Origin of the sequence: Ruegeria sp. HKCCD7221, from assembly GCF_013031225.1 — a bacterium.
Lineage (GTDB): Bacteria > Pseudomonadota > Alphaproteobacteria > Rhodobacterales > Rhodobacteraceae > Ruegeria.
Window position 1 is genome coordinate 794,537 of sequence record NZ_WPZE01000001.1, and the last position, 20,159, is coordinate 814,695.

The 20,159-nt window shown below is 54.9% G+C and carries 23 protein-coding genes and 1 other RNA gene; 13 read left to right on the plus strand and 11 right to left on the minus strand.

The annotated features are described in order from the left end of the window. Positions 1 to 22 precede the first annotated feature (22 nt). The 3 genes from GOX73_RS03910 (at position 23) to GOX73_RS03920 (ending at position 3,537) form a co-directional block, all read left to right on the plus strand. Complete coding sequence (locus tag GOX73_RS03910) at positions 23 to 1,237, plus strand: hypothetical protein (RefSeq protein ID WP_171125150.1); 1,215 nt, start codon at positions 23 to 25, stop codon at positions 1,235 to 1,237. Continuing rightward, a complete protein-coding gene (locus tag GOX73_RS03915; RefSeq protein ID WP_171125148.1) occupies positions 1,234 to 2,583 on the plus strand; it encodes a cytochrome P450 in 1,350 nt (449 codons plus the stop codon). Before GOX73_RS03910 ends, GOX73_RS03915 begins: the two co-directional genes overlap by 4 nt. Positions 2,584 to 2,655: 72 nt before the next feature. Beyond that, positions 2,656 to 3,537: a fructose bisphosphate aldolase gene (locus GOX73_RS03920; RefSeq protein ID WP_171125146.1), complete on the plus strand. Its 882-nt coding sequence runs from the start codon at positions 2,656 to 2,658 to the stop codon at positions 3,535 to 3,537. Positions 3,538 to 3,543: 6 nt separating this feature from the next. Here the strand turns inward: GOX73_RS03920 and GOX73_RS03925 are convergent, their stop codons facing one another. Genes GOX73_RS03925 through fumC form a run of 4 tightly spaced genes read right to left on the minus strand, consistent with a single transcriptional unit; the run spans position 3,544 to position 5,999 of the window. Further along, positions 3,544 to 4,173, minus strand: a complete 630-nt coding sequence (locus GOX73_RS03925) for a DNA-3-methyladenine glycosylase I (RefSeq protein ID WP_171134819.1) — start codon at positions 4,171 to 4,173, stop codon at positions 3,544 to 3,546. 43 nt (positions 4,174 to 4,216) lie between these two features. Further along, positions 4,217 to 4,432 carry a ribbon-helix-helix domain-containing protein gene (locus tag GOX73_RS03930; RefSeq protein ID WP_171121370.1) on the minus strand — a complete coding sequence of 72 codons (216 nt, stop codon included), beginning with the start codon at positions 4,430 to 4,432 and terminating at the stop codon, positions 4,217 to 4,219. After that, complete coding sequence (locus tag GOX73_RS03935; RefSeq protein WP_171125144.1) at positions 4,429 to 4,605, minus strand: DUF4169 family protein; 177 nt, start codon at positions 4,603 to 4,605, stop codon at positions 4,429 to 4,431. Before GOX73_RS03935 ends, GOX73_RS03930 begins: the two co-directional genes overlap by 4 nt. Next, positions 4,605 to 5,999, minus strand: coding sequence for a class II fumarate hydratase (gene fumC / locus GOX73_RS03940; RefSeq protein ID WP_171125142.1), 1,395 nt, complete (start codon positions 5,997 to 5,999; stop codon positions 4,605 to 4,607). Before fumC ends, GOX73_RS03935 begins: the two co-directional genes overlap by 1 nt. Positions 6,000 to 6,206: 207 nt before the next feature. Here fumC and GOX73_RS03945 point away from each other — a divergent pair, with 207 nt between their 5' ends. After that, positions 6,207 to 6,770: a hypothetical protein gene (locus GOX73_RS03945; RefSeq protein WP_371808562.1), complete on the plus strand. Its 564-nt coding sequence runs from the start codon at positions 6,207 to 6,209 to the stop codon at positions 6,768 to 6,770. Between the two features lie 17 nt (positions 6,771 to 6,787). Here GOX73_RS03945 and GOX73_RS03950 read toward each other — a convergent pair whose 3' ends face one another. The 7 genes from GOX73_RS03950 to GOX73_RS03980 form a co-directional block, all read right to left on the minus strand. Next, the gene (locus GOX73_RS03950) at positions 6,788 to 7,246 is read right to left on the minus strand and encodes an SspB family protein (RefSeq protein ID WP_171125140.1); all 459 of its coding nucleotides are present in this window, start codon (positions 7,244 to 7,246) and stop codon (positions 6,788 to 6,790) included. Between the two features lie 76 nt (positions 7,247 to 7,322). Then, positions 7,323 to 8,576, minus strand: coding sequence for a chromate efflux transporter (gene chrA / locus GOX73_RS03955; RefSeq protein ID WP_171125138.1), 1,254 nt, complete (start codon positions 8,574 to 8,576; stop codon positions 7,323 to 7,325). Further along, a complete protein-coding gene (locus tag GOX73_RS03960; RefSeq protein ID WP_171125136.1) occupies positions 8,573 to 9,388 on the minus strand; it encodes a sulfurtransferase/chromate resistance protein in 816 nt (271 codons plus the stop codon). The genes chrA and GOX73_RS03960 overlap by 4 nt, the downstream gene beginning before the upstream one ends. A 130-nt stretch (positions 9,389 to 9,518) precedes the next feature. After that, positions 9,519 to 9,950 (minus strand): ester cyclase, encoded by a 432-nt coding sequence (locus tag GOX73_RS03965; protein ID WP_171125134.1) that lies wholly within the window; start codon positions 9,948 to 9,950, stop codon positions 9,519 to 9,521. Between the two features lie 94 nt (positions 9,951 to 10,044). Beyond that, positions 10,045 to 10,391: a transfer-messenger RNA gene (gene ssrA, locus GOX73_RS03970) on the minus strand. 37 nt (positions 10,392 to 10,428) lie between these two features. Continuing rightward, the gene (locus tag GOX73_RS03975; protein ID WP_171125132.1) at positions 10,429 to 10,791 is read right to left on the minus strand and encodes a DUF4345 family protein; all 363 of its coding nucleotides are present in this window, start codon (positions 10,789 to 10,791) and stop codon (positions 10,429 to 10,431) included. Between the two features lie 10 nt (positions 10,792 to 10,801). After that, a complete protein-coding gene (locus GOX73_RS03980) occupies positions 10,802 to 11,533 on the minus strand; it encodes a FadR/GntR family transcriptional regulator (protein ID WP_171125328.1) in 732 nt (243 codons plus the stop codon). Between the two features lie 85 nt (positions 11,534 to 11,618). Between GOX73_RS03980 and GOX73_RS03985 the strand changes: the two genes are divergently transcribed. The 9 genes from GOX73_RS03985 to rseP all read left to right on the plus strand — a co-directional run bounded on the left by GOX73_RS03985 (position 11,619) and on the right by rseP (position 20,072). Beyond that, positions 11,619 to 12,410 (plus strand): DUF2182 domain-containing protein, encoded by a 792-nt coding sequence (locus GOX73_RS03985; RefSeq protein WP_371808246.1) that lies wholly within the window; start codon positions 11,619 to 11,621, stop codon positions 12,408 to 12,410. A 4-nt stretch (positions 12,411 to 12,414) separates the two neighbouring features. Then, positions 12,415 to 13,119, plus strand: a complete 705-nt coding sequence (locus GOX73_RS03990; protein WP_171121379.1) for a DUF1326 domain-containing protein — start codon at positions 12,415 to 12,417, stop codon at positions 13,117 to 13,119. A gap of 12 nt (positions 13,120 to 13,131) precedes the next feature. Continuing rightward, entirely contained in the window at positions 13,132 to 14,235 is a 1,104-nt protein-coding gene (locus GOX73_RS03995; protein WP_171125130.1) for a dimethylsulfoniopropionate demethylase, read from the plus strand. A 45-nt stretch (positions 14,236 to 14,280) separates the two neighbouring features. Further along, positions 14,281 to 15,276, plus strand: a complete 996-nt coding sequence (acuI, locus tag GOX73_RS04000; RefSeq protein WP_171121381.1) for an acryloyl-CoA reductase — start codon at positions 14,281 to 14,283, stop codon at positions 15,274 to 15,276. 185 nt (positions 15,277 to 15,461) lie between these two features. Beyond that, positions 15,462 to 16,025 (plus strand): ribosome recycling factor, encoded by a 564-nt coding sequence (frr, locus tag GOX73_RS04005; protein ID WP_171121382.1) that lies wholly within the window; start codon positions 15,462 to 15,464, stop codon positions 16,023 to 16,025. 7 nt (positions 16,026 to 16,032) lie between these two features. After that, entirely contained in the window at positions 16,033 to 16,764 is a 732-nt protein-coding gene (locus GOX73_RS04010) for an isoprenyl transferase (protein WP_171121383.1), read from the plus strand. Further along, positions 16,761 to 17,543: a phosphatidate cytidylyltransferase gene (locus GOX73_RS04015; RefSeq protein ID WP_171125128.1), complete on the plus strand. Its 783-nt coding sequence runs from the start codon at positions 16,761 to 16,763 to the stop codon at positions 17,541 to 17,543. The genes GOX73_RS04010 and GOX73_RS04015 overlap by 4 nt, the downstream gene beginning before the upstream one ends. Beyond that, positions 17,543 to 18,715 (plus strand): 1-deoxy-D-xylulose-5-phosphate reductoisomerase, encoded by a 1,173-nt coding sequence (dxr, locus tag GOX73_RS04020; protein ID WP_171125126.1) that lies wholly within the window; start codon positions 17,543 to 17,545, stop codon positions 18,713 to 18,715. Before GOX73_RS04015 ends, dxr begins: the two co-directional genes overlap by 1 nt. Positions 18,716 to 18,719: 4 nt before the next feature. Beyond that, the gene (gene rseP / locus GOX73_RS04025) at positions 18,720 to 20,072 is read left to right on the plus strand and encodes an RIP metalloprotease RseP (RefSeq protein WP_171121386.1); all 1,353 of its coding nucleotides are present in this window, start codon (positions 18,720 to 18,722) and stop codon (positions 20,070 to 20,072) included. Positions 20,073 to 20,159 lie beyond the last annotated feature (87 nt).

Here is a 20,159-nt window from a genome sequence, read left to right on the forward strand (position 1 = left end):
TTGCGTGGCAGAAGGTAAGATCATGAGCAGTCAGACCAAACAATCACGGGTTCGCAAACGCCGGGTGTTCTACATTCCCGGATACGACCCGATCCATCCACGCAGGTATCGTGAGCTGTACCGCAAGGAAAGCGCTGTTCAGGCCAAACTCTCGGGTTTCGAAATATCCGTATCCGCCAAGTCGGGCGAAGGGCCATATGGCTGGCATGTGCGCTCGGAACAGGATGGTGCACAAGTCCAAAGCGATGTCGAGGTTCTGGTCTGGTCCGACATCGTTCGGGAAAGCATGTCCAATTCGATCCTCGCGACCTACTTGCAACTGGCACAAACAGCGTGGGTTTACATCTCTACCGGAACGCTTTGGCGGCTGATGCGTTTGCGAAAAGGCCCCGTGATTGCCGCGCTGTATCCCGTAGCGATGCTGCTGTTTCAACTGTTTCTGGCGTTCGGTGCAGCATGGGCTCTGACGGCTATTCTCATGCCAGTTGCATCTTGGTTCGCGATCCTGCCGTCGGCTCTGACCGGCTACGGTCTGTTGAGGTGGTTTCGAAAGGCAGACAACAAGTTGTTTGCCTACTACTTGATGCACGACTACGCCTATTCGGCATCAGAAAAAGGAGTGACGCCGGATGCCCTCGAAACTCGCCTGTCAGAATTTAGTACGCTGATAGCGGAAGCCCTGAAAACAGATGTCGACGAAATTCTGGTCGTAGGACACAGTTCAGGGGCACATCTCGGAGTTAGTGTGCTGGCGCAGGTCTTACGGTCAACAGACCGTCCGGCAATAGGGCCAGAGCTTTCGTTTCTTACGTTGGGGCAGGTCGTTCCCATGGTGTCGTTTTTACCGGACGCGCATTGTTTGCGTAGTGACCTTCGCTATCTGTCTCAGCGGGACGATCTGACATGGCTGGACGTTTCAGCGCCCGGAGATGGGTGTTCATTTGCACTTTGCGATCCGGTTGCGGTTTCGGGTGTTGGAACGGACAAGTCCAAATGGCCACTTGTTCTGTCGGCGGCTTTCACGCAAACGCTTTCCGCCGAGCGTTGGAAAGAGCTTCGCTGGCGTTTCTTTCGCTTGCACTTTCAGTACCTTTGCGCGTTCGACCGGGTGGGGACATATGACTATTTTCGGATTACCGCCGGTCCAATGACATTGGCGCAAAGATATGAAGGGCGTGCGCCTTCAAAGTCCCGGATAGACGCACCTGTGTCAAAATTCAGGTCGGTGCAAGCATGACCCCGCCAAAGCCAGTCTCGCGCCCCGACAAGGTCTCGCTTTGGCGCTACTTCAAACTCTTTCGAAAAGATATCCTGTCAGCACAACCGCATCGTCTGTACCGGGCGTGGATGGCAGAGTTTCGAACCCCGTTCTTCAGGTCATACCTGATCAACCAACCTGAACTTGTTGATAAAGTTTTGAAAAAGCAACCTGATCAGTTTCCGAAATCGGAACGGATCAGCGAAGGGCTTCGCCCATTGTTAGGAAATTCGGTGTTCCTGACCAATGGCAAAACTTGGAAACGCCAGAGGCGCATTATCGACCCGGCATTTGACGGAGGCCGGTTGAAAGACACGTATCCAGCAATGCTGGACGCGGCGAACGCTGCGGTCGAGCGGTTACGGCCTCTTGCGGGCTCTGAATTGGAATGTGAACAGTTCACCAGTTACGCGGCGGCGGATGTCATCTTTAGGACGCTGTTCTCAGTCCCGATTGACCACAAGATCGCAGCCGAAGTGTTTGATAAATTTCACAGGTATCAGCGCGCGCAACCTCTGCTGAACCTTGCAGCCCTTTTTCCACTGCCAAAGTGGGCCCCGCGATTTCATTCGTCCGAAACCAAACGAAATGCCAAGGAGATCAGGTTTCTGATCAAACAGCTTACGGCTGACCGCGCGAAACAAATCGCCGCTGGTTGCGCCCCGAACGACCTGGCAACCAAGATCATGACCACGCCCGACCCGGCAACGGGGCAATGCTTTGGGCAAGATGAAATGGTGGATCAGGTCGCCATCTTTTTCCTCGCCGGTCATGAAACCAGTGCTTCTGCATTGGCCTGGGCCCTCTATCTGATGGCGTTGTACCCAGATTGGCAGGACAATGTCGCCAACGAAGCGCAAAGCCTTTTCGACCAAGGTTTCACGACCATTCCCCGGTTGAAACTCAGTCGGGACGTGTTTCGCGAAGCATTGCGATTGTATCCGCCGGTTCCGATGATGGTCCGCGAGAATTCCTGCCCGGTAACGTTTCGGGACCGGGTGGTTTCAGAAGGATCGCAAATAGTTATCAGTCCTTGGCATCTTCACCGGCACGAGCGATTGTGGGAAAACCCGGACGCATTTGATCCGGCCCGATGGGAAACCGAAAACGGACGCTCATGTCAAAGGGAAGCCTTTATTCCCTTCTCGGCTGGAGCGCGCGTCTGCCCGGGTGCCGGATTTGCGATGATCGAGGGGCCTTTGTTGTTGTCGATGCTTCTGAAATCCTTCCGCTTTGAGCTGATTGAGGGGCGCGAACCCGTACCCGTTGCCCATCTAACGGTCAGATCGAAAGATGGGATTTGGTTGCGCGTGCGTGAGCGCTAAACGCCTATCAACATCCGACGCCTTGCTGTATGCGGTTGAAAACAGCGGAATCATTTCGAACGGGAAAGTCTTATGTCCAAATCTGAACAGCGCGAACAAATGTCTAACGGAGCGGGCTTTATTGCCGCTTTGGATCAAAGTGGCGGTTCAACCCCCAAGGCACTGGCGCTTTATGGGGTCGAGGCATCGGACTATTCTTCGGATGAAGAGATGTTTGGTGAAATCCAGAAGATGCGCGCGCGGATTATTCTGGGTAATGATTTCACCAAGGATAAGGTGATTGGCACAATCCTGTTTGAGCGCACTCTGTCCGAACAGATCGACGGGCGCCCCGTCGCCGACTACCTATGGTCGGTCAAGGGAATCGTTCCTTTTCTTAAGATCGACAAAGGGTTAGAGGACGAAGCGAACGGCGTTCAGATGATGAAACCTATCCCGGGGCTGGCCGAAACGCTGGCCAAGGCAGAGGGAGTGTTTGGCACCAAAGAACGCTCGGTCATTCACGAAGCAAACACCGAAGGCATTGCGGCCGTTGTCGCCCAACAGTTCGACGTCGCCCGTGAGGTTGTCGCCGCTGGTATGGTTCCGATTGTTGAGCCAGAAGTAAATATTAACTCTGCGACCAAAGCTGAAGCCGAGGACATCCTGAAAGCCGAAATCCTGAAGAATCTGGATCAGTTGCAGGATGGGCAGGATGTGATGCTTAAACTGACTATCCCCAGCCAAGCCAACTTGTACGATGAAGTGGCCGATCATCCACGCGTCGTCCGTGTAGTGGCCTTGTCAGGTGGGTACTCAACCGAGCAAGCCTGTGATCTGCTGGATCAAAATGAAAAGATGATCGCGTCTTTCTCACGCGCCTTGACCGAAGGCCTTTCAAAGCAACAGTCCGATGCAGAGTTCAACACCGCTTTGGGTGGGAACATCGACAAGATTTTCAAAGCCTCCGTCTAAAATCGGTTAGCTTACTGGTTTCGTGAAATCGCGGCGCAACTGCGCCGCTTTTTCGCGCATGATGCAACCAACAGCATGGTCGTTCACCAGACCCATCGCCTGCATAAAGGCGAATACCGTTGTTGGCCCTACAAATTTCCACCCCCGTTTCTTAAGGTCATTCGACATCGCAATAGATTCTGGCGATGTTGAAGCTGTCTGCGGGTTTTCTGGCGTATCAGCCTCAAACCTCCAGACGTAGGCGGCAAGGGATCCTTCGGCTGCAATCAGTTCCTGAGCACGCCGGGCATTGTTGATAACAGCTTCGATCTTTCCACGATGGCGAACAATCCCTTCGTCCTGAAGCAGACGGTTAACATCTGCCTCATCAAACTCAGCCACCTGTTTGAAATCAAAGTGTTTAAACGCTTTTCTAAAGTTCTCGCGTTTAGACAAGATCGTACGCCAACTTAGGCCAGACTGAAAACTCTCGAGGCACAGTTTTTCGAATAGCCGCTGGTCGTCCGCGACGGGATAACCCCATTCCTGATCGTGGTAGTCAAAAAACTCTGGCGCGGAGTTACACCATGCACAGCGTGGTTCACCGTCTGGTCCGGCTACTGTCTTGCTCGTTGCGCGTACCCTTTTTGTTCTCAGGTAACACTAATAAGTTTTGTGCGAAAAACTCAACCGCTTTCCGTCAGGCCCGGTACCAATTCAGAATGAAAACGCGGATGGCCGATGCAAGCCCCACATCTGGGTCCCGCTGCACATCAATTTCCGCAGCTAACGCATTGATTGGAGTATTCTTTGACTTGGCGATATCCCGAAACGCCAGCCAAAACTCATCCTCCAACGACACGGATGTCCTGTGCCCTTTGAGCGTCAAAGATCGTTTGACAGGGCGGCCGCTCATTTATCCAACTCGTGATTGTCGAGGTCTGAGCGTTGCTTTTCCTGTTGTTTTTGCAAGACTTCTTTTTCAGCCTTGCTACGCCCGATTGCGACAGAGTTCTGATCCGCGCGGGCTTTTTTCTCAGCCCGCGCTTTTTCTTTTCGATACCGGTTGAGGTTAACCGGCTTTCCCATCAGCTTTTGGGTCCGATCATGTGTTCCGGACGGACCACTGCGTCAAAGGTTTCTTCGTCAACAAATCCAAGGGCGATCGCCTCTTCCTTGAGGGTTGTCCCATTCTTGTGGGCCGTTTTCGCGACGGTCGTGGCATTATCATACCCGATCGTGGGGGCCAGAGCGGTCACCAGCATCAGAGATTCTTTCATCAACTTTTCGATCCGAGGCTCGTTAGCCTGAATGCCCATCAACATGCGCTCGGTAAAGCCGTCGGCTGCGTCGCCCAACAACTGAATGGACTGCAGCAGGTTGTAGGACATCATTGGGTTATAGACGTTCAGTTCAAAATGTCCCTGGCTGCCCGCGAATTTGATTGCGGCGTCATTGCCCATAACATGCGCGGCGACTTGGGTAATCGCCTCGGCCTGCGTTGGATTTACCTTGCCCGGCATGATAGACGATCCGGGCTCATTTTCAGGCAAGATCAGTTCACCCAGACCCGAGCGCGGACCAGAGCCCAACAGGCGGATATCATTCGCAATTTTGTAGCAGCTTCCTGCAATGGTCGCCAAAGCACCAGACAGGAAGACCATCGCATCGTGCGACGCCAAAGCCTCGAACTTGTTTGGGGCGGTGACGAAGGGCAGATCAGTAATCTCGGCCATATTGGCGGCGACGGCTTCGCTCCAGCCGTCATGCGTGTTCAGGCCGGTTCCGACGGCCGTACCGCCTTGGGCCAGCTCATAAATTCCCGGCATCGCAGCCTTGACCCGTTCAATTCCCTGACGAATCTGATGCGCATATCCACTGAATTCCTGACCCAGAGTCAGAGGCGTGGCATCCTGTGTATGCGTGCGCCCGATCTTGATGATCTCGCTGAATTCCTCGGATTTCTTCTCGAGCCCCGACGCCAGTTTTTCCAGTCCAGGCAGCAGAACATCGCGCACGCTCATGGCGGTGGCGATGTGCATCGCGGTCGGGAAGGTGTCGTTAGACGATTGCCCCATATTGCAGTGATCATTGGGATGAACCGGATCCTTCGAGCCGATCACGCCGCCCAAAATCTCGATCGCGCGGTTCGCAATCACCTCGTTCGAGTTCATGTTGGACTGCGTACCCGATCCGGTTTGCCAAACGACAAGCGGGAAGTTGTCGTCAAACTTGCCCTCGATCACCTCGCCAGCGGCCTGAATAACAGCGTCCGCGATCTTGGCGTCAAGCTTGCCGATCGCCTTGTTCTCCATCGCACAGGCTTTTTTGATCACACCAAGCGCGCGAACGATGGCGACGGGCTGCTTTTCCCATCCAATCGGGAAGTTCATGATTGAACGCTGAGTTTGCGCGCCCCAATATTTGTCAGAAGGAACTTCCAGCGGGCCAAAGCTATCGGATTCGGTGCGGGTCTGAGACATCGGTCACTCCGTCGTGTATACAGTCGTATGCCGTTTACCTGCAGCAGAGCCACCATGCAATCGGCCAGTTTCGCGCACCTTAAACTTAGGGAATGGAAAGGTATAGATAAGCGCGTGCCTGATTTTTCTTGAACCAATGACAATTCGCGCCATTGTCTGTGCCACCGGGTAGGCTAAGATAAACAGATCATAAATTTGGAGGCTAAGGTGGCCCAACTAACACGGCTTCACCCCCTGAAATTCTTCGCCTTTTTCACGGGCATCACTCTTTTCGTTTTCTTATACAGCCTTCAGGCCCGCGCCGCAGACATTGAAGATTTTGTTGGCGATTACGTCGGTTCGGCGAATGTTGTGGATCAGGACGGCAGCGAAACACCGCGTGATATGAGCGTGTCAATCCAAGCCACCAAGGACGGCTTCAACGTCAGTTGGAAAACCACGACGTACAAAGCGGATGGCCGTGTGAAAGAGCAATCTTTTTCGATTGATTTCAAAGAATCCGAACGGTCGGACGTTTATTCTGCCGCAATGAGACGGAATGTCTTCGGTCACGAAGTCCCATTGGACCCGATGCAGGGCGAGCCCTTTGTTTGGGGCCGGATCGAACGGGACACTATGACTGTGTTTTCGTTGTTTATTGACGAAAACGGCGGATACGAACTTCAGCAATTTGACCGGACGCTTGCCGACGGCGGACTAAACCTTTCATTTTCAAGGTTCCGAAATGGGATCAAATCCCGGTCGGTGGAGACCTTTCTAAAACGTCAGTAGAACAAGCCCGGGAGTTGTTACTTCCGAAAGCTGTCTAGTGACACAACATCCGCATCATGTTGATCCTGAGGTTCTTCTACCTCGATCGTTTCCTCGGCGACGGACGGCATTTCTTCGTCATCTTCCGGGCTTTCAAAGCGAAGGCCGAATTCGACGGACGGGTCCACAAATGTCTTAATCGACGCGTAGGGAATATAAAGGGGTTCTGGCGCATCCCCGAAGTTCAGCGTAATTGCGAATCCGTTATCACCCACCTCGAGGTTTTCGAACCAATGCTGCATGACGATAGTCATTTCATCGGGGTAACGCTCGCGCAGCCAATCCGCCAGTTCGACGCCCTCGTGGCCTGTGTCAAAAGTGATAAAGAAATGATGCGCACCGGGTAGGCCGCGCTCGGAAACTTCTGTCAAAACAGTCTTGATAAGGCCGCGCATGGCGGTGTGCATCAAGTTGCCATAATCAATGTCCTGCGACATGTGCCATCCTCAAAAGTAATTACCCCAAGCATAAGGGATTCCAACGGAAACGAAAGGCCGCGTATTCACAGATTGTTCAAAGAAAATGAAATCCGATACCAGCCGCAGCCATGACCGCCAGCGTCAGCCCCATGCCAAATTTTAGTTTGAATATCAACACCCCAGCCAACATTGTCAGCACTACCGCCGACGGATTTAGGCTGGCAGGATCAGGCCACGGAACCGAGGCAATGCCCAGCTGTTTCTGCGAAATATCGCCAAACAGAACATTAAGGCCAAACCAAACGGACAGATTGAGAATCACACCCACTACGGCCGCCGTTATCCCATGCAACGCAGCGGACAGTCGTGGGCGCGCGGCCAAGTGTTCCAGATACGGCGCGGCAAGAAATATCCAGAGGAAACACGGTACGAACGTCGCCCAAAGCGCGACTGCACCTGCTGCGATCGCCAAAGACACACCGCCTTCGATCTGGCCCGTCAGCATGGCGACAAACTGTGTTACCAGAATTAGAGGTCCCGGGGTTGTCTCGGCAAGCCCAAGGGCGTCAATCATCTGGTCTGTGTTGATCCACTGATACTTGTCCACAACTGTCTGTGTCATATACGCAAGGACTGCGTAAGCGCCCCCAAAGGTGACAACTGCAAGGCGGGCAAAGAACCACCCCAGATCACTCAGCAGCTTTTGTCCTGCTAGTCCCAACAGAAACAAAGGGGTCAGCCATAGACTCAACCAAATTACGCAGGTTCGAACCGGATGCGTCGCCGGTACGGGCGGTGAGGAGCTCACCTGAGCACCTGTATTTTTGTACCGTGCGTATCCCCAAACGGCGGCCGCCAGGATGATCAGAGGAAAGGGCAGGTTCAACGCAAAAATTGCCAGAAACCCCAACCCGGCGATAATGCGATGTTCGGTGTCCGACAAAGCCTTGCGTGACAGTTTATGCAAAGCCTGCAGCACGATCACAATCACAGTCGCCTTAATGCCAAGAAAGCCGGCCTGAACCAAAGGCAGAGTGCCAAACGCAGCGTAGAGCCCAACCAGAACCGATATGACAAGGGCCCCGGGCAGAACGAAAAGACCACCTGCGATCAGACCGCCTGATACCCCACGAAGACGCCATCCAGCGAATGTGGCCAACTGCATAGCTTCTGGCCCGGGCAGCAACATGCACAGGGACAACGCCCTAAGATACGTCTGCTCATCCAGCCACGGACGCTTTTCCACCAATTCCTGATGCATCAACGAAATCTGCGCGGCGGGCCCGCCGAAAGACAACAGCCCAATCCGTCCGAAAACCCTGATCAAGTCGGCAATAGTCGGCGTCATGATTTCTTGTCCGTTGGCCAGTCGTGACGTTCTTCGAAACCGTCGCGTGCCCAGCGATACAGCGCATCATATAGCTGCAGTCCGGCCACAAGATTCTGGTGATCATCGCGGTATTGCCGGGACACGCCTACAGAGATCGCCAGCAATCCCGCGGCTTCGGGTGATAGGTCATGACGGTTTGTATCCGCCGCGCGAATAACGGTTGCCATCCGATCCAATGCTGGGGTGCGCAGGGCAAATTCATCCAGCATCGTATCAAAGGTGCACTGGTCGTTACGGTGGCTCCAGAACACGTTTTCGACGTCAAAGGGGGTGGCTTCAAAAACGTCTGCAACACTCTGAACCTCATTCGGGGCTACGAACAGAAACCGCGCTTTGGGGTCCACAAACCGTCGGATCAACCAGGGGCAGGCTATACGGTCAATCTTTGGCCGATGGCGCGTGACCCAAAGAGTATTCTCACCCCCCAATCCAGAGAGAGTTGATGCGGGGATCCGTGGCGCATCTGGTGTTTCCCGCCACGCATGCATCCCGCCGTCCAGATACTCGGCATCTACCCCCTCACTTCGCAACCAGGAAACAACTCCTTGGCTTAGTTTTTTGCCCTTTTGGCAGATGATCACAGCAGGGCGGTCGCCAACGGTCTCTTTCAAGCTGTCAAAATCAAGGGCGGAACAGCGGAACGATCCCGGTATCAGGAAAGGGTCCTTTTGAAAGTCTTCATCGACGCAAATGTCGACCAACACCGGGGCTTGAGGTGTTCCGATCAATCGTAACAGCTGCTTGGGGGTCATCGAATTGGGCGCGGGCATAGCATGTTTCCTGTGTTAGTCGGATACATGCGAAACTTGGGCAGGCGCCTCACGGGGCGTTCGCAATCTTACCCCATGCCCCTTGCTACAGCGCTTGGGACAGGGGGGTCAAGATTTCTTACCGGGACTCTCAGGCCCAATCCAGCCTTTGACCTGTCATGCAGACGGGCACGGTGTCTTGTGGAAATTGGCCGAGCTGCTCGAACAGTGAAATAAAGTCAAACTGATTGTACGCCTCAACTACGCGCCCGTTTTTGATACGCCCGATCATGCTTCCGGTTGCCTGCAGCGGGGCACCGTTGTCGGCCCGGGTTGTGCTGACATGCAAAATCGCCGAAACCCAATCCCCATCCTCGATAATCTTGGGAATGTTGACCTGTATGTCGCCAAGAATATGCCGAAATGCCATGACCAGATCACGAAATTCGTCCGCGCCGACCTGCATTTCCGGGATCAGCCCCTCAGCCATGGCTTCCGGGGCAAAGTATTGGTCGATAGCGTCGGTATTGCCGTTTTCCCAAACCTCAGAATACCACTCTCTGAGCACTTCTGCATGCGACATCTCAGTTCTCCTGTCTTTATGAACAGAGCATCACTGCAATCAGTGAATAAACTCTGAACATAAGAACAGAAGACTTCCGGAGCGGCTTTGGGAAAATGCAGGTTTCTGTTGCCAGGTACCTGCGAACCCCGCCTTACGCGGCTAGGCGCAAGGGCTTAAGTTTCGGTCTTGTTACTGCTTACGCAGCAACTGCAACCGGAGCACGATTGTCGTTTGCAATTGTACTATTTTCGCCGGTAACGGTGGCAGACAGCCGAGACAAAGCTAACCCCTTTAGACGTTCGTCGATCCTATTTCGGCCCCATGATCCCCAAACGAGAGATATTGGTGGAGCCGCCGGGTACCGCCCCCGGGTCCGATCCGCTTATTACGAGCGCGTTTATGTCCATAGTCCCGAAGGACTCTCTCTATATAAGTGAGCATACGCCCGGATGCAAACGCGGAAACGTATGCAGTCTTTCTTATAAATTTTAGATAATTAGGTGGTCTTGTTGAAGTTCGCGAGGATCAGCCACAACGCCAGGACCAATTCGATTCCACCGAAGGTCAGTGCCTTGACCAGTGGTGGATTGTCCAGCACGACCGATACGAACCGCCCCAGTGCGGCACCCGCATAGACGACACCCAGCATCACATAGCCCATTGGATTATTCAGCAGCAAAACCACTGCACCGGTCACGACAAACAGCCCTCCGACCGACGCGCGCATTTCGCTCAACCCCATATTGCTGTCGGTTGGAGCCAAGTCCAGCGAGGCCGCGGTGAAGGCCGGGGCAAGGAATCCAAACAAGCCGAAACCGATGGTCAGGATCGCGACAATTACATTAAGTCCTGTGGTCATCATGCCCTCGTTAAACAGCTTTTTTGCGCCGATCAGCGACATCCTGCGCCAGCTTTCGGGTATAGTTTTCCAGCTTTACGAGTGTTTCATCAACAATGTCGGGTTCTCTTTCTTGCAGAGCATCCACGATCCGGCTGTGCAGCGAGATGATCTCTTCGCGTGATCTTGCCGTAAAGGTAATCATGTTCATCAAGGGCTGCATCGCCTCAACCGCGCCCGCCAATTGGTAGGACAGAACCGGATTTCCTGCACCGTCGACCAACGCGCGATGAAAGGCCACGTCTGAGGCACAAAATGCCACATCCGTAAGGCCGGGTTGTTCTTGCCTGAAAATTTCAGCCCGCATCGTTGCTAATTGATCCGCTGTTCGACGCTGCGCCGACAAAGGCGCGCAGGCGCGTTCCAGCGCATACCGCGCCTCACACGCAGTATCGAAGTCTACGGCGTTCATAGACAGCAAAAGGGTCGATGTCGTGATTTGCTGCGAATACGCGTCTTCAAAGCTTAGACGATTGACAAAGGCCCCACCGGTCGCGCCCCGCTGCGTACGGATCAGAGACTGTGCAGCAAGCCGTTTCAGGGCTTCGCGGACGGTCGGGCGCGAAACCTGAAATTGATCGGCAAGTTCCGCTTCGGACGGCAACCGCTCATCAACGATCAACTGCCCTGAGATGATCGCGTCGCGGATAGCCTGAGCGATCTGCGCGGACAGATCTACAGGTTTTTGAGGGTCGATTTTCATAATCTTAGACATTTTTCTAATTTTTATTTGTCTGACATTTAAAAGTCTGACATTTGAAAAGCAAGGATTGAGTCGGGAGGCACAAGTGAGTCGCGCAGTTCTACGTAACGGCTTTTGGCTGGGCTTTTATGCTTTGATCCTTTGGGCGTGGTGGATGATGTTCGCCATGAGCCGTGACATGGACCTTGACTGGATTGGCCGCCCGGGTCCGATGGGTCAGGCGATGGCAGCCATGGACCCGCGTATGGATATGTACATGCCCATGGCCGAGTTCGGCCCTTTGTTCTGGATGTGGGCGATTATGATGGCGGCCATGATGCTGCCCACGCTGGTTCCAACCTTGCGCAGTTATGATGACCTGATCCGCAGTGCTGATGGTACGCGTGCTGGATGGCTTGGCGTTCTTAGCGGCTATTTTCTGGTCTGGGTCGGCTTTGCCGCGCTCATCACCGGCGTGCAGCTTGTTCTTCTGTATGGCGGCGTGGTGGATATGCTGGGCGTTTCCAAGTCTAACATACTTGCTGCCGGGCTTCTTATCGCCGTTGGAGCGTTCCAATTCACCCGCGCAAAAGAAGTCTGCCATGGTGTGTGCCACGCCCCGATGACCTATTTTCTGGGCCATTGGAAAACAGGGTTTTCCGGCGGGCTGCGCATGGGGCTGGGCCTGGGCGCGTTTTGCGTGGGATGTTGTTGGGGCTTCATGGCGCTTGGGTTTGTCGGCGGCGTGATGAGCCTGTTGTGGATGGGTCTGGCGACCCTGTTCATGGTTTTCGAAAAACTACCTCAGATCGGGCACGCCGTGACGCGGCCCCTGGGGTTTGCTCTGATAGCGGGCGGACTTGTTCTGCTCGTTTACCCTTTTGCTTACGGAGGATAAGTATATGGCTAAAAACAGAAAACAAGACGCTGACCGTTTACCGATCAGCCAACGCATCGACAGCCGTATGCCCAATCCAAAGCGGCGCGAAATGAGCCCGACAGATTGGGCGATCAAGGGTGAGCTGATACTTAACTGTTCCTGCGATGTGTTCTGCCCATGCGTCGTATCCTTGGGGGCGCACCCTCCGACGGAAGGGCATTGCCATGCATGGATGGGCGTGATCATCGACGAAGGTCACTATGAAGGCGAAGACCTCTCGGGGCTGAATGTCGGGCTGTTGGTCGATATTCCGGGTCGAATGGGCGAGGGCCAATGGAAAGTCGCCGCCTACGTGGACGAACGTTCCAGCGGAAAAGCTTATAACGGCTTGCTGCAAATCTTCAGCGGTCAGGCGGGCGGTACAACCGGTCTGTTCACCATGTTGGTAAGCGAAATAATTGGCGCCGAACGCGCCCCGGTGCAGATTGAGCGTGACGGGAACAAACGCCGCATCTCGATTGGCCGCAAAATTCAGGGCGAGATCGAAATGATGGCAGGCAAAGATGCCGACCATCCGGTCATGGTATCCAACTCCAAATACTGGATGGGGCCAGATATCATTGTCGCCCGTGGAACAAAGTCCAAGGTGCGCGATTATGGCAGGGTCTGGGACTTTGGTGGAAAGTCTGCGGAAATCTGCCCGATCGACTGGCACGGCCCCAAGTAGCGAGGATTTGCAATGGCACAGATTTCGCTTTCCCGTCGTTTGCGCCGTACCCCTTTTTCCGAAGGCGTTGAGGCTGCGGGTGTCAAGGCATACACGGTTTACAACCGCATGCTTTTGCCAACGGTTTTCGAATCCGTCGAAGACGATTACCGACATCTGAAAACCCATGTTCAGGTATGGGATGTCTCATGCGAGCGGCAGGTGGAATTGCGCGGGCCAGAGGCGGCGCGCTTGATGCAGATGCTGACTCCGCGTGATCTGCGGGGCATGCTTCCGGGGCAGTGTTTCTATGTTCCCATCGTAGATGAAACCGGCGGGATGTTGAATGATCCCGTCGCAGTGAAACTTTCTGAAGACCGCTGGTGGATCTCGATTGCAGACAGCGATTTGCTGCTGTGGGTCAAGGGCATTGCGAACGGATACCGTCTTGACGTGCTCGTTGATGAGCCAGACGTGTCACCGCTTGCAGTGCAAGGCCCCAAGGCGGACGAATTGATGTCACGGGTCTTTGGTGATCGCGTTCGGGACGTTCGCTTTTTCAAGTTCGACATGTTCGACTTTCAAGGGCGCGATCTGGCCGTGGCCCGGTCAGGGTATTCCAAACAGGGCGGGTTCGAGATTTATGTCGAAGGGTCCGACATCGGGATGCCGCTGTGGAACGCCTTGTTCGAGGCAGGAAAGGACCTGAACGTTCGTGCGGGATGTCCGAACCTAATTGAACGCATCGAAGGCGGTTTACTGTCATACGGCAATGATATGACCGACGACAACACGCCGCATGAATGTGGCTTGGGCAAGTTCTGCAACACGCATACGGCCATCGGTTGCATCGGGCGGGACGCTTTGTTGCGCGTGGCCAAGGAGGGCCCGGTTCAGCAAATTCGGCCCCTGGCAATCGACGGAGACCCGGTACCTGCCTGTCGTGGCACGTGGCCGATTCTGGCCGACGGAAAACGGGTAGGGCAGGTGACCTCGGCCGCGTGGTCCCCTGACTTCAAGACAAACGTGTCGATTGGGATGCTCCGGCTGAGCCATTGGGACGCGGGAACTGAAGTCATGGTTGAAACACCGCGAGGAACACGCCGCGCCGTCGTTCAGGAAAAATTCTGGATTTGATCACGTCGCCAGACGTGCAGCACACAAGAAATGAAAGGAAGTCATATGTTTAACGCGCTGGTTATGGATAAGGATGAAGAAAGCGGGCTTGCAAGCGCCTCGATAAAGCAGCTTTCGACTGATGACCTGCCTCACGGTGAAGTCACCGTGGCTGTCGAATATTCTACCGTGAACTACAAGGATGGCCTGTGCTTGTCTGCAAAGGGCGGCGGACTGGTCAGAAACTATCCTCACGTGCCCGGTGTCGATTACAGCGGTACAGTCGAATCTTCGACCGACGATCGCTACAAACCCGGTGACAAAGTGGTTTCAACCGGCTGGCGCGTCGGCGAAGCTCATTGGGGTGGATATGCGCAAAGAGCCAGCGCTTTGGCCGATTGGTTGGTGCCTTTGCCCGACGGATTGAACACACGGCAAGCGATGGCAGTTGGTACTGCGGGATTCACGGCCATGCTGGCCGTAATGGCGCTGGAAGACCACGGTCTGACACCTGGTAACGGACCTGTTTTGGTGACTGGCGCCGCTGGTGGTGTCGGATCTGTAGCGACCGCAATTCTTGCCAATCTGGGCTATGAGGTCGCAGCCGTCACCGGCCGCCCAGAAGCGGGCGAATACCTCAAATCACTGGGTGCGACCACCATCGTTCCGCGTGAGGACCTGAACGAGACTGTCAAACGCCCGTTGGAGAGCGAAACGTGGGCGGGATGCGTCGACGCGGTAGGCGGCGAGATGCTGGCGCGCGTTCTGGGTCAGATGAAGTATGGGGCATCCGTTGCAGCGGTTGGTCTGGCCGGAGGGGCTGGACTTCCGGCCTCGGTCATTCCGTTCTTGTTGCGTGGCGTGAATCTTTTGGGCATCGACAGCGTGATGCAGCCTTATGAAAACCGCGTGCGTGCGTGGCAAAGGGTGGCAACCGACCTGCCGATGGACAAGCTTGATGCGATGATTCAGCCCGCCACGCTGAATGATCTGCCACAATTGGGGGGCGATATCCTTAAAGGGCAGGTTAAAGGGCGTGTTGTTGTAGACGTAAACGCCTGATCCCGAAGTCTTCCTGGGGACCGACCGGTCAGTGGACCGGTCGGTCTTTTTGCCCTCTGAAGAACTCGAAAATACCGGAAACAACTCTGGTCATTGACGCATTTCCCCATCATCATTGCTATACATCCCAACCGTGATGTCTTATGAGCCTAGCAAATAGCACCTGAAGACGGGGAGTGAGCAGCATGTCTGACGATTTCGAACTGGACACTGACGATCTAAAGCGCCGCATGGATGGCGCCATGTCCAACCTCAGAACCGAGTTTGCGTCACTGCGGACTGGTCGCGCGTCAGCGTCGATGCTGGAACCAATAATGGTTGACGCCTATGGCTCCATGACCCCAATCAATCAGGTTGGCACGGTAAACGTTCCCGAACCCCGTATGGTTACGGTCAACGTGTGGGACAAAGGTCTTGTCGGCAAAGTCGAAAAGGCCATTCGTGAAAGCGGGTTGGGAATTAACCCTCAACTGAACGGCACGATCATTATGCTGCCGATCCCCGAATTGAACGAAGAACGCCGCCGCGAGCTTGGCAAGGTCGCGGGACAGTATGCAGAACATGCACGGGTTTCGATCCGCAATGTACGCCGTGACGGTATGGACCAGATCAAGAAAGCCAAGGCTGACGGAATGTCCGAAGACGACCAGAAGTTCTGGGAAAGCGAAGTTCAGGACCTGACCGACGAGATGATCAAGTCCGTCGACGCCGCGCTTGAAACGAAACAGTCTGAAATCATGCAGGTTTGACGCCACTATGCCTGACACCGCACATACTGCACCAGTGGATGGTCCTCGTCACGTTGCCATAATCATGGATGGCAACGGTCGCTGGGCTCAGGCACGGGGCAGGCCGCGCCTGTTCGGGCATCAGGCAGGCGCGCGCCGCGTGCGTGACGTGGTCGAGGCGTGCCCGGGCCTGGGAGTAAAATATCTGACCGTCTTTGCGTTCTCGACCGAAAACTGGAAACGCACACAGGCAGAAGTTGCCGGTCTGATGAGTTTGTTCCGGCGCTATATCATCAAGGAAACACGAAACCTGACCAACAATGGGGTGCGGGTTCGGTTCATCGGTGATCGCGTTCGTCTGGATCGAAAGCTTATCGACCTGATGGATACTCTGGAAGACGCTACCAAGAACAATGATCTGGTACACTTGACCATTGCCATCAACTATGGCGGTCGGGATGAGGTCGCACGGGCCACCAAACGTCTGGCAAAGGATGTCGCGGAAGGGCGTCTGAAACCAGAAGATGTGGATGAGGAAACCCTGCCCAAGTATCTGGACACACATGTTCTTCCGGATCCTGACCTTGTTATACGCACAAGCGGTGAAGCAAGAATTTCCAATTTTCTTCTGTGGCAATCCGCCTACTCGGAATATGAGTTTATCGACACGCTGTGGCCTGATTTCACCGCAGAGGAACTCGAACGTTTGTGCCGCAATTTCGGGACGCGAGAGCGTCGGTTCGGAGCAATTTCAGCATGAGCGAAGGCCGATGGTCTGACCTGACGGCGCGCGTCCTGTCGGCGGCAGTTCTTGTCGCGATTGGCTCGATCGAGGTTTGGCTGGGCGGTCTTTGGTTTGAAGCCTTCATCGCAATTGCTTGTGGCCTGATGACATGGGAACTGGTCCGGATGATCGACCCGGATCGAACTGCGGTGGCTGTGCAATTGTCTATCCTGACGGGTGTGGCCGTTGTTCTAAGCTACCACGTGCCGCCGCTTTATAAGTTGCCGTTCCTGCTGGCACCAGCCCTTGTCGGGGCGGGGCAGATCAGTCGCGCCAAGGGGACATATGCACTGTTTGCCGTGTGGATTGCCGCTGCGGGCCTTGGGTTCATCTCAATCCGCGAAAATATGGGCTTTGGCTGGATGGTCTGGTTGATTGCCGTCGTGGTCGCCACAGATGTTGCGGGTTATTTCGTCGGCAAGGCATTTGGCGGCCCGAAATTCTGGCCGAAAGTCAGCCCTAAGAAAACGTGGTCGGGCACCGCCGGCGGGTGGGTTGCCGCTGCGTTGGTCGGGACTATTTTTGCCGTCTATGCCGGATTTGGCGTCTTGTTCGTTCTGGTTTCGGTACTGGCGTCGATGGCAAGTCAGGCCGGAGACATCATAGAAAGCGCCACCAAACGTAAGTTCGGAGTAAAAGACAGTTCGAACCTTATTCCCGGCCATGGTGGCTTTCTGGATCGCTTCGATGGGATGATGGGGGCCGCGTTGTTCGTGTTGATTGCGGGTCTGATATACACTCCGGGTGCAATGTAATGCGCAAAGTTTCAATTTTTGGCGCGACGGGTTCCATCGGTCAAAACACGATAGACCTGATTGGCAGGGACCCGTCTGCATATGACGTCGTTGCACTTACTGGGGGCGCCAAGATAGAACAGCTTGCCAAGGACGCGCTTCATTTGAACGCCGACTTGGCTGTGACAGCCCACGAGGACAAGCTGGGCGATCTTCGCGACGCATTGGCGGGCAGCGGTATTGAAGCGGCCGCCGGGCAGCAAGCCCTGACCGAAGCAGCCGCGCGTCCGGCAGACTGGGTTATGTCGGCCATTGTCGGCTCGGCAGGCCTTCCGCCTGGCCTTGAGGCGCTGAAGCAAGGCGCAACCCTTGCACTGGCCAACAAGGAAACGCTGGTCTGCGCAGGCGCTCTAGTGCTTGAGACAGCGCGCAAGCATGACGCAAAGCTTCTGCCTGTCGACAGCGAACACTCTGCCGTGTTTCAGGCACTGGTTGGCGAGGATATGCAGGCCGTCGAACGTATCATCATAACGGCAAGCGGCGGAGCATTTCGCGACTGGCCCCTTAGCGATTTGGCAAGCGCCACGGTCGAACAGGCGTCAAGCCACCCAAATTGGAATATGGGCCAGAGGATTACTATCGACAGCGCGTCGATGTTCAACAAAGCCCTGGAATTGATTGAGACAAAAGAGTTCTTTGGCGTCGCACTAAATCAGATTGAAGTATTGGTTCATCCCGAATCCATCGTTCATTCCTTGGTGGGATTTACTGATGGCGCGGTCATGGCCCATATGGGTGCGCCCGACATGCGTCACGCCATAGGATACGCCCTGAATTGGCCGGACCGACGCGACCTGCCGGTTGACCGGTTGAACCTTGCAAAATTGGGTCAACTTCGGTTCCACGACCCGGACGAGGCACGATACCCGGCCCTAAGGCTGGCGCGTCATGTGATGCAGCGGGGCGGGTTGTCAGGCGCAATCTTCAACGCGGCCAAGGAACGGGCGCTGGATCACTTTATCGACCGCAAGATCGGCTTTTTGGAAATGGCTGACATCGTCGAAACCGCTCTGGACAGGGCAGAGGCCGAAAGCAGCCTTATTGATGCCCCTTTGACACTTGATAACGTGCTGCAAACGGACCATTTGGCACGTAAGTGGGTAGATGAAACCGTAGCCCAACGCGCAGGATAGAATTTTGGACGTACTTTCACTGATCCCCCAATTCGGTAATCTGGTTTACACCATTGTTGCGTTTGTCATTGCGTTGTCGGTGATCGTGGCGGTGCATGAATACGGCCACTATATTGTTGGCCGTTGGTCAGGGATCCACGCCGAAGTATTCTCGATCGGGTTTGGCCCAGTCCTCTGGAGCCGAGTCGACAAGCGTGGAACACGGTGGCAGATCGCGGCGCTACCCTTTGGCGGATATGTGAAATTTCTGGGCGACGCCAATGCGGCATCGGGCAAGGACGAAGCCGCCATGTCCGAGATCACGCAGCAAAGCCCGGAAGAGTTGCGCAGAACGATGCATGGCGCGCCGCTTTGGGCGCGTGCGGCGACGGTCGCTGCCGGGCCGGTTTTCAATTTCGCCATGTCCATCTTGGTTTTTGGGATGATCTTCCTGTCTCAGGGCGTAACGAAAGAGCCGTTGACGGTTGGCGCACTCGCCCCCTTGCCGGGTACGGTTCAGGAGCTTCGTGACGGGGATGAGATCATCGCCATCGCAGGCGTTCCACTACCCGAATTTGGAGAAGAGGGAGTGTGGTCCGAATTCTTGGAAGCGCTACCAGTTGAACCTGTGCTGGACTACACGGTCGTCAGAGATGGTCAGACATTGGACGTTTCCGCCCCCTGGCTAATGCCTCCGCTAATCCAGCAGGTGGCCCCGCGCAGCGCCGCAATGGATATCGACCTGAAGCAGGGTGACGTCATCACTGCGGTTGACGGTGAGCCGATCTTTGCGTTCGAACAGTTGAAGGACCATGTGGAAGCGTCTGACGGCAAGGTTCTTTTGCTGGATGTATGGCGCGACGGAGCAGAGCTGGAGTTTGCGCTGGCACCACGCCGCACCGATGAACCTCAGCCGGACGGCGGTTTTGTCACCCATTGGCGGATCGGGATTGTCGGCGGCATGATGCTGGAACCAGCTACGGAACCGGCGGGTATCGGCGATTCCCTTTCCGGTGGCGTAAGGCAGACAATTCGGATCGTTGAAGGATCCCTTTCGGGGATTTGGCATATGGTTACAGGTGCTATCAGTACATGTAACATGTCAGGGCCTATCGGTATCGCCGAAACCTCAGGGGCGATGGCAAGCCAAGGCGCGCAGAACTTCATCTTTTTCATAGCGGTACTGTCGACGGCGGTTGGTCTTTTGAACCTGTTTCCCATCCCGGCTTTGGATGGCGGGCATCTGGTTTTCTACGCTTACGAGGCGGTTGCAGGTAAACCACCCAGCGATGGTGTACTGCGCGTGCTGATGGGTGTCGGTGTATCGTTGATCTTGGGCTTGATGCTTTTCTCGGTATCCAACGATTTGTTCTGCTGATTGTGGCGCGTTCGGCGCGGAAAGGCCGCAATTCCGCCCTAATTTATGGGTAATCTCTATGGCAATCGGATGATTGTTTCAGAGGAT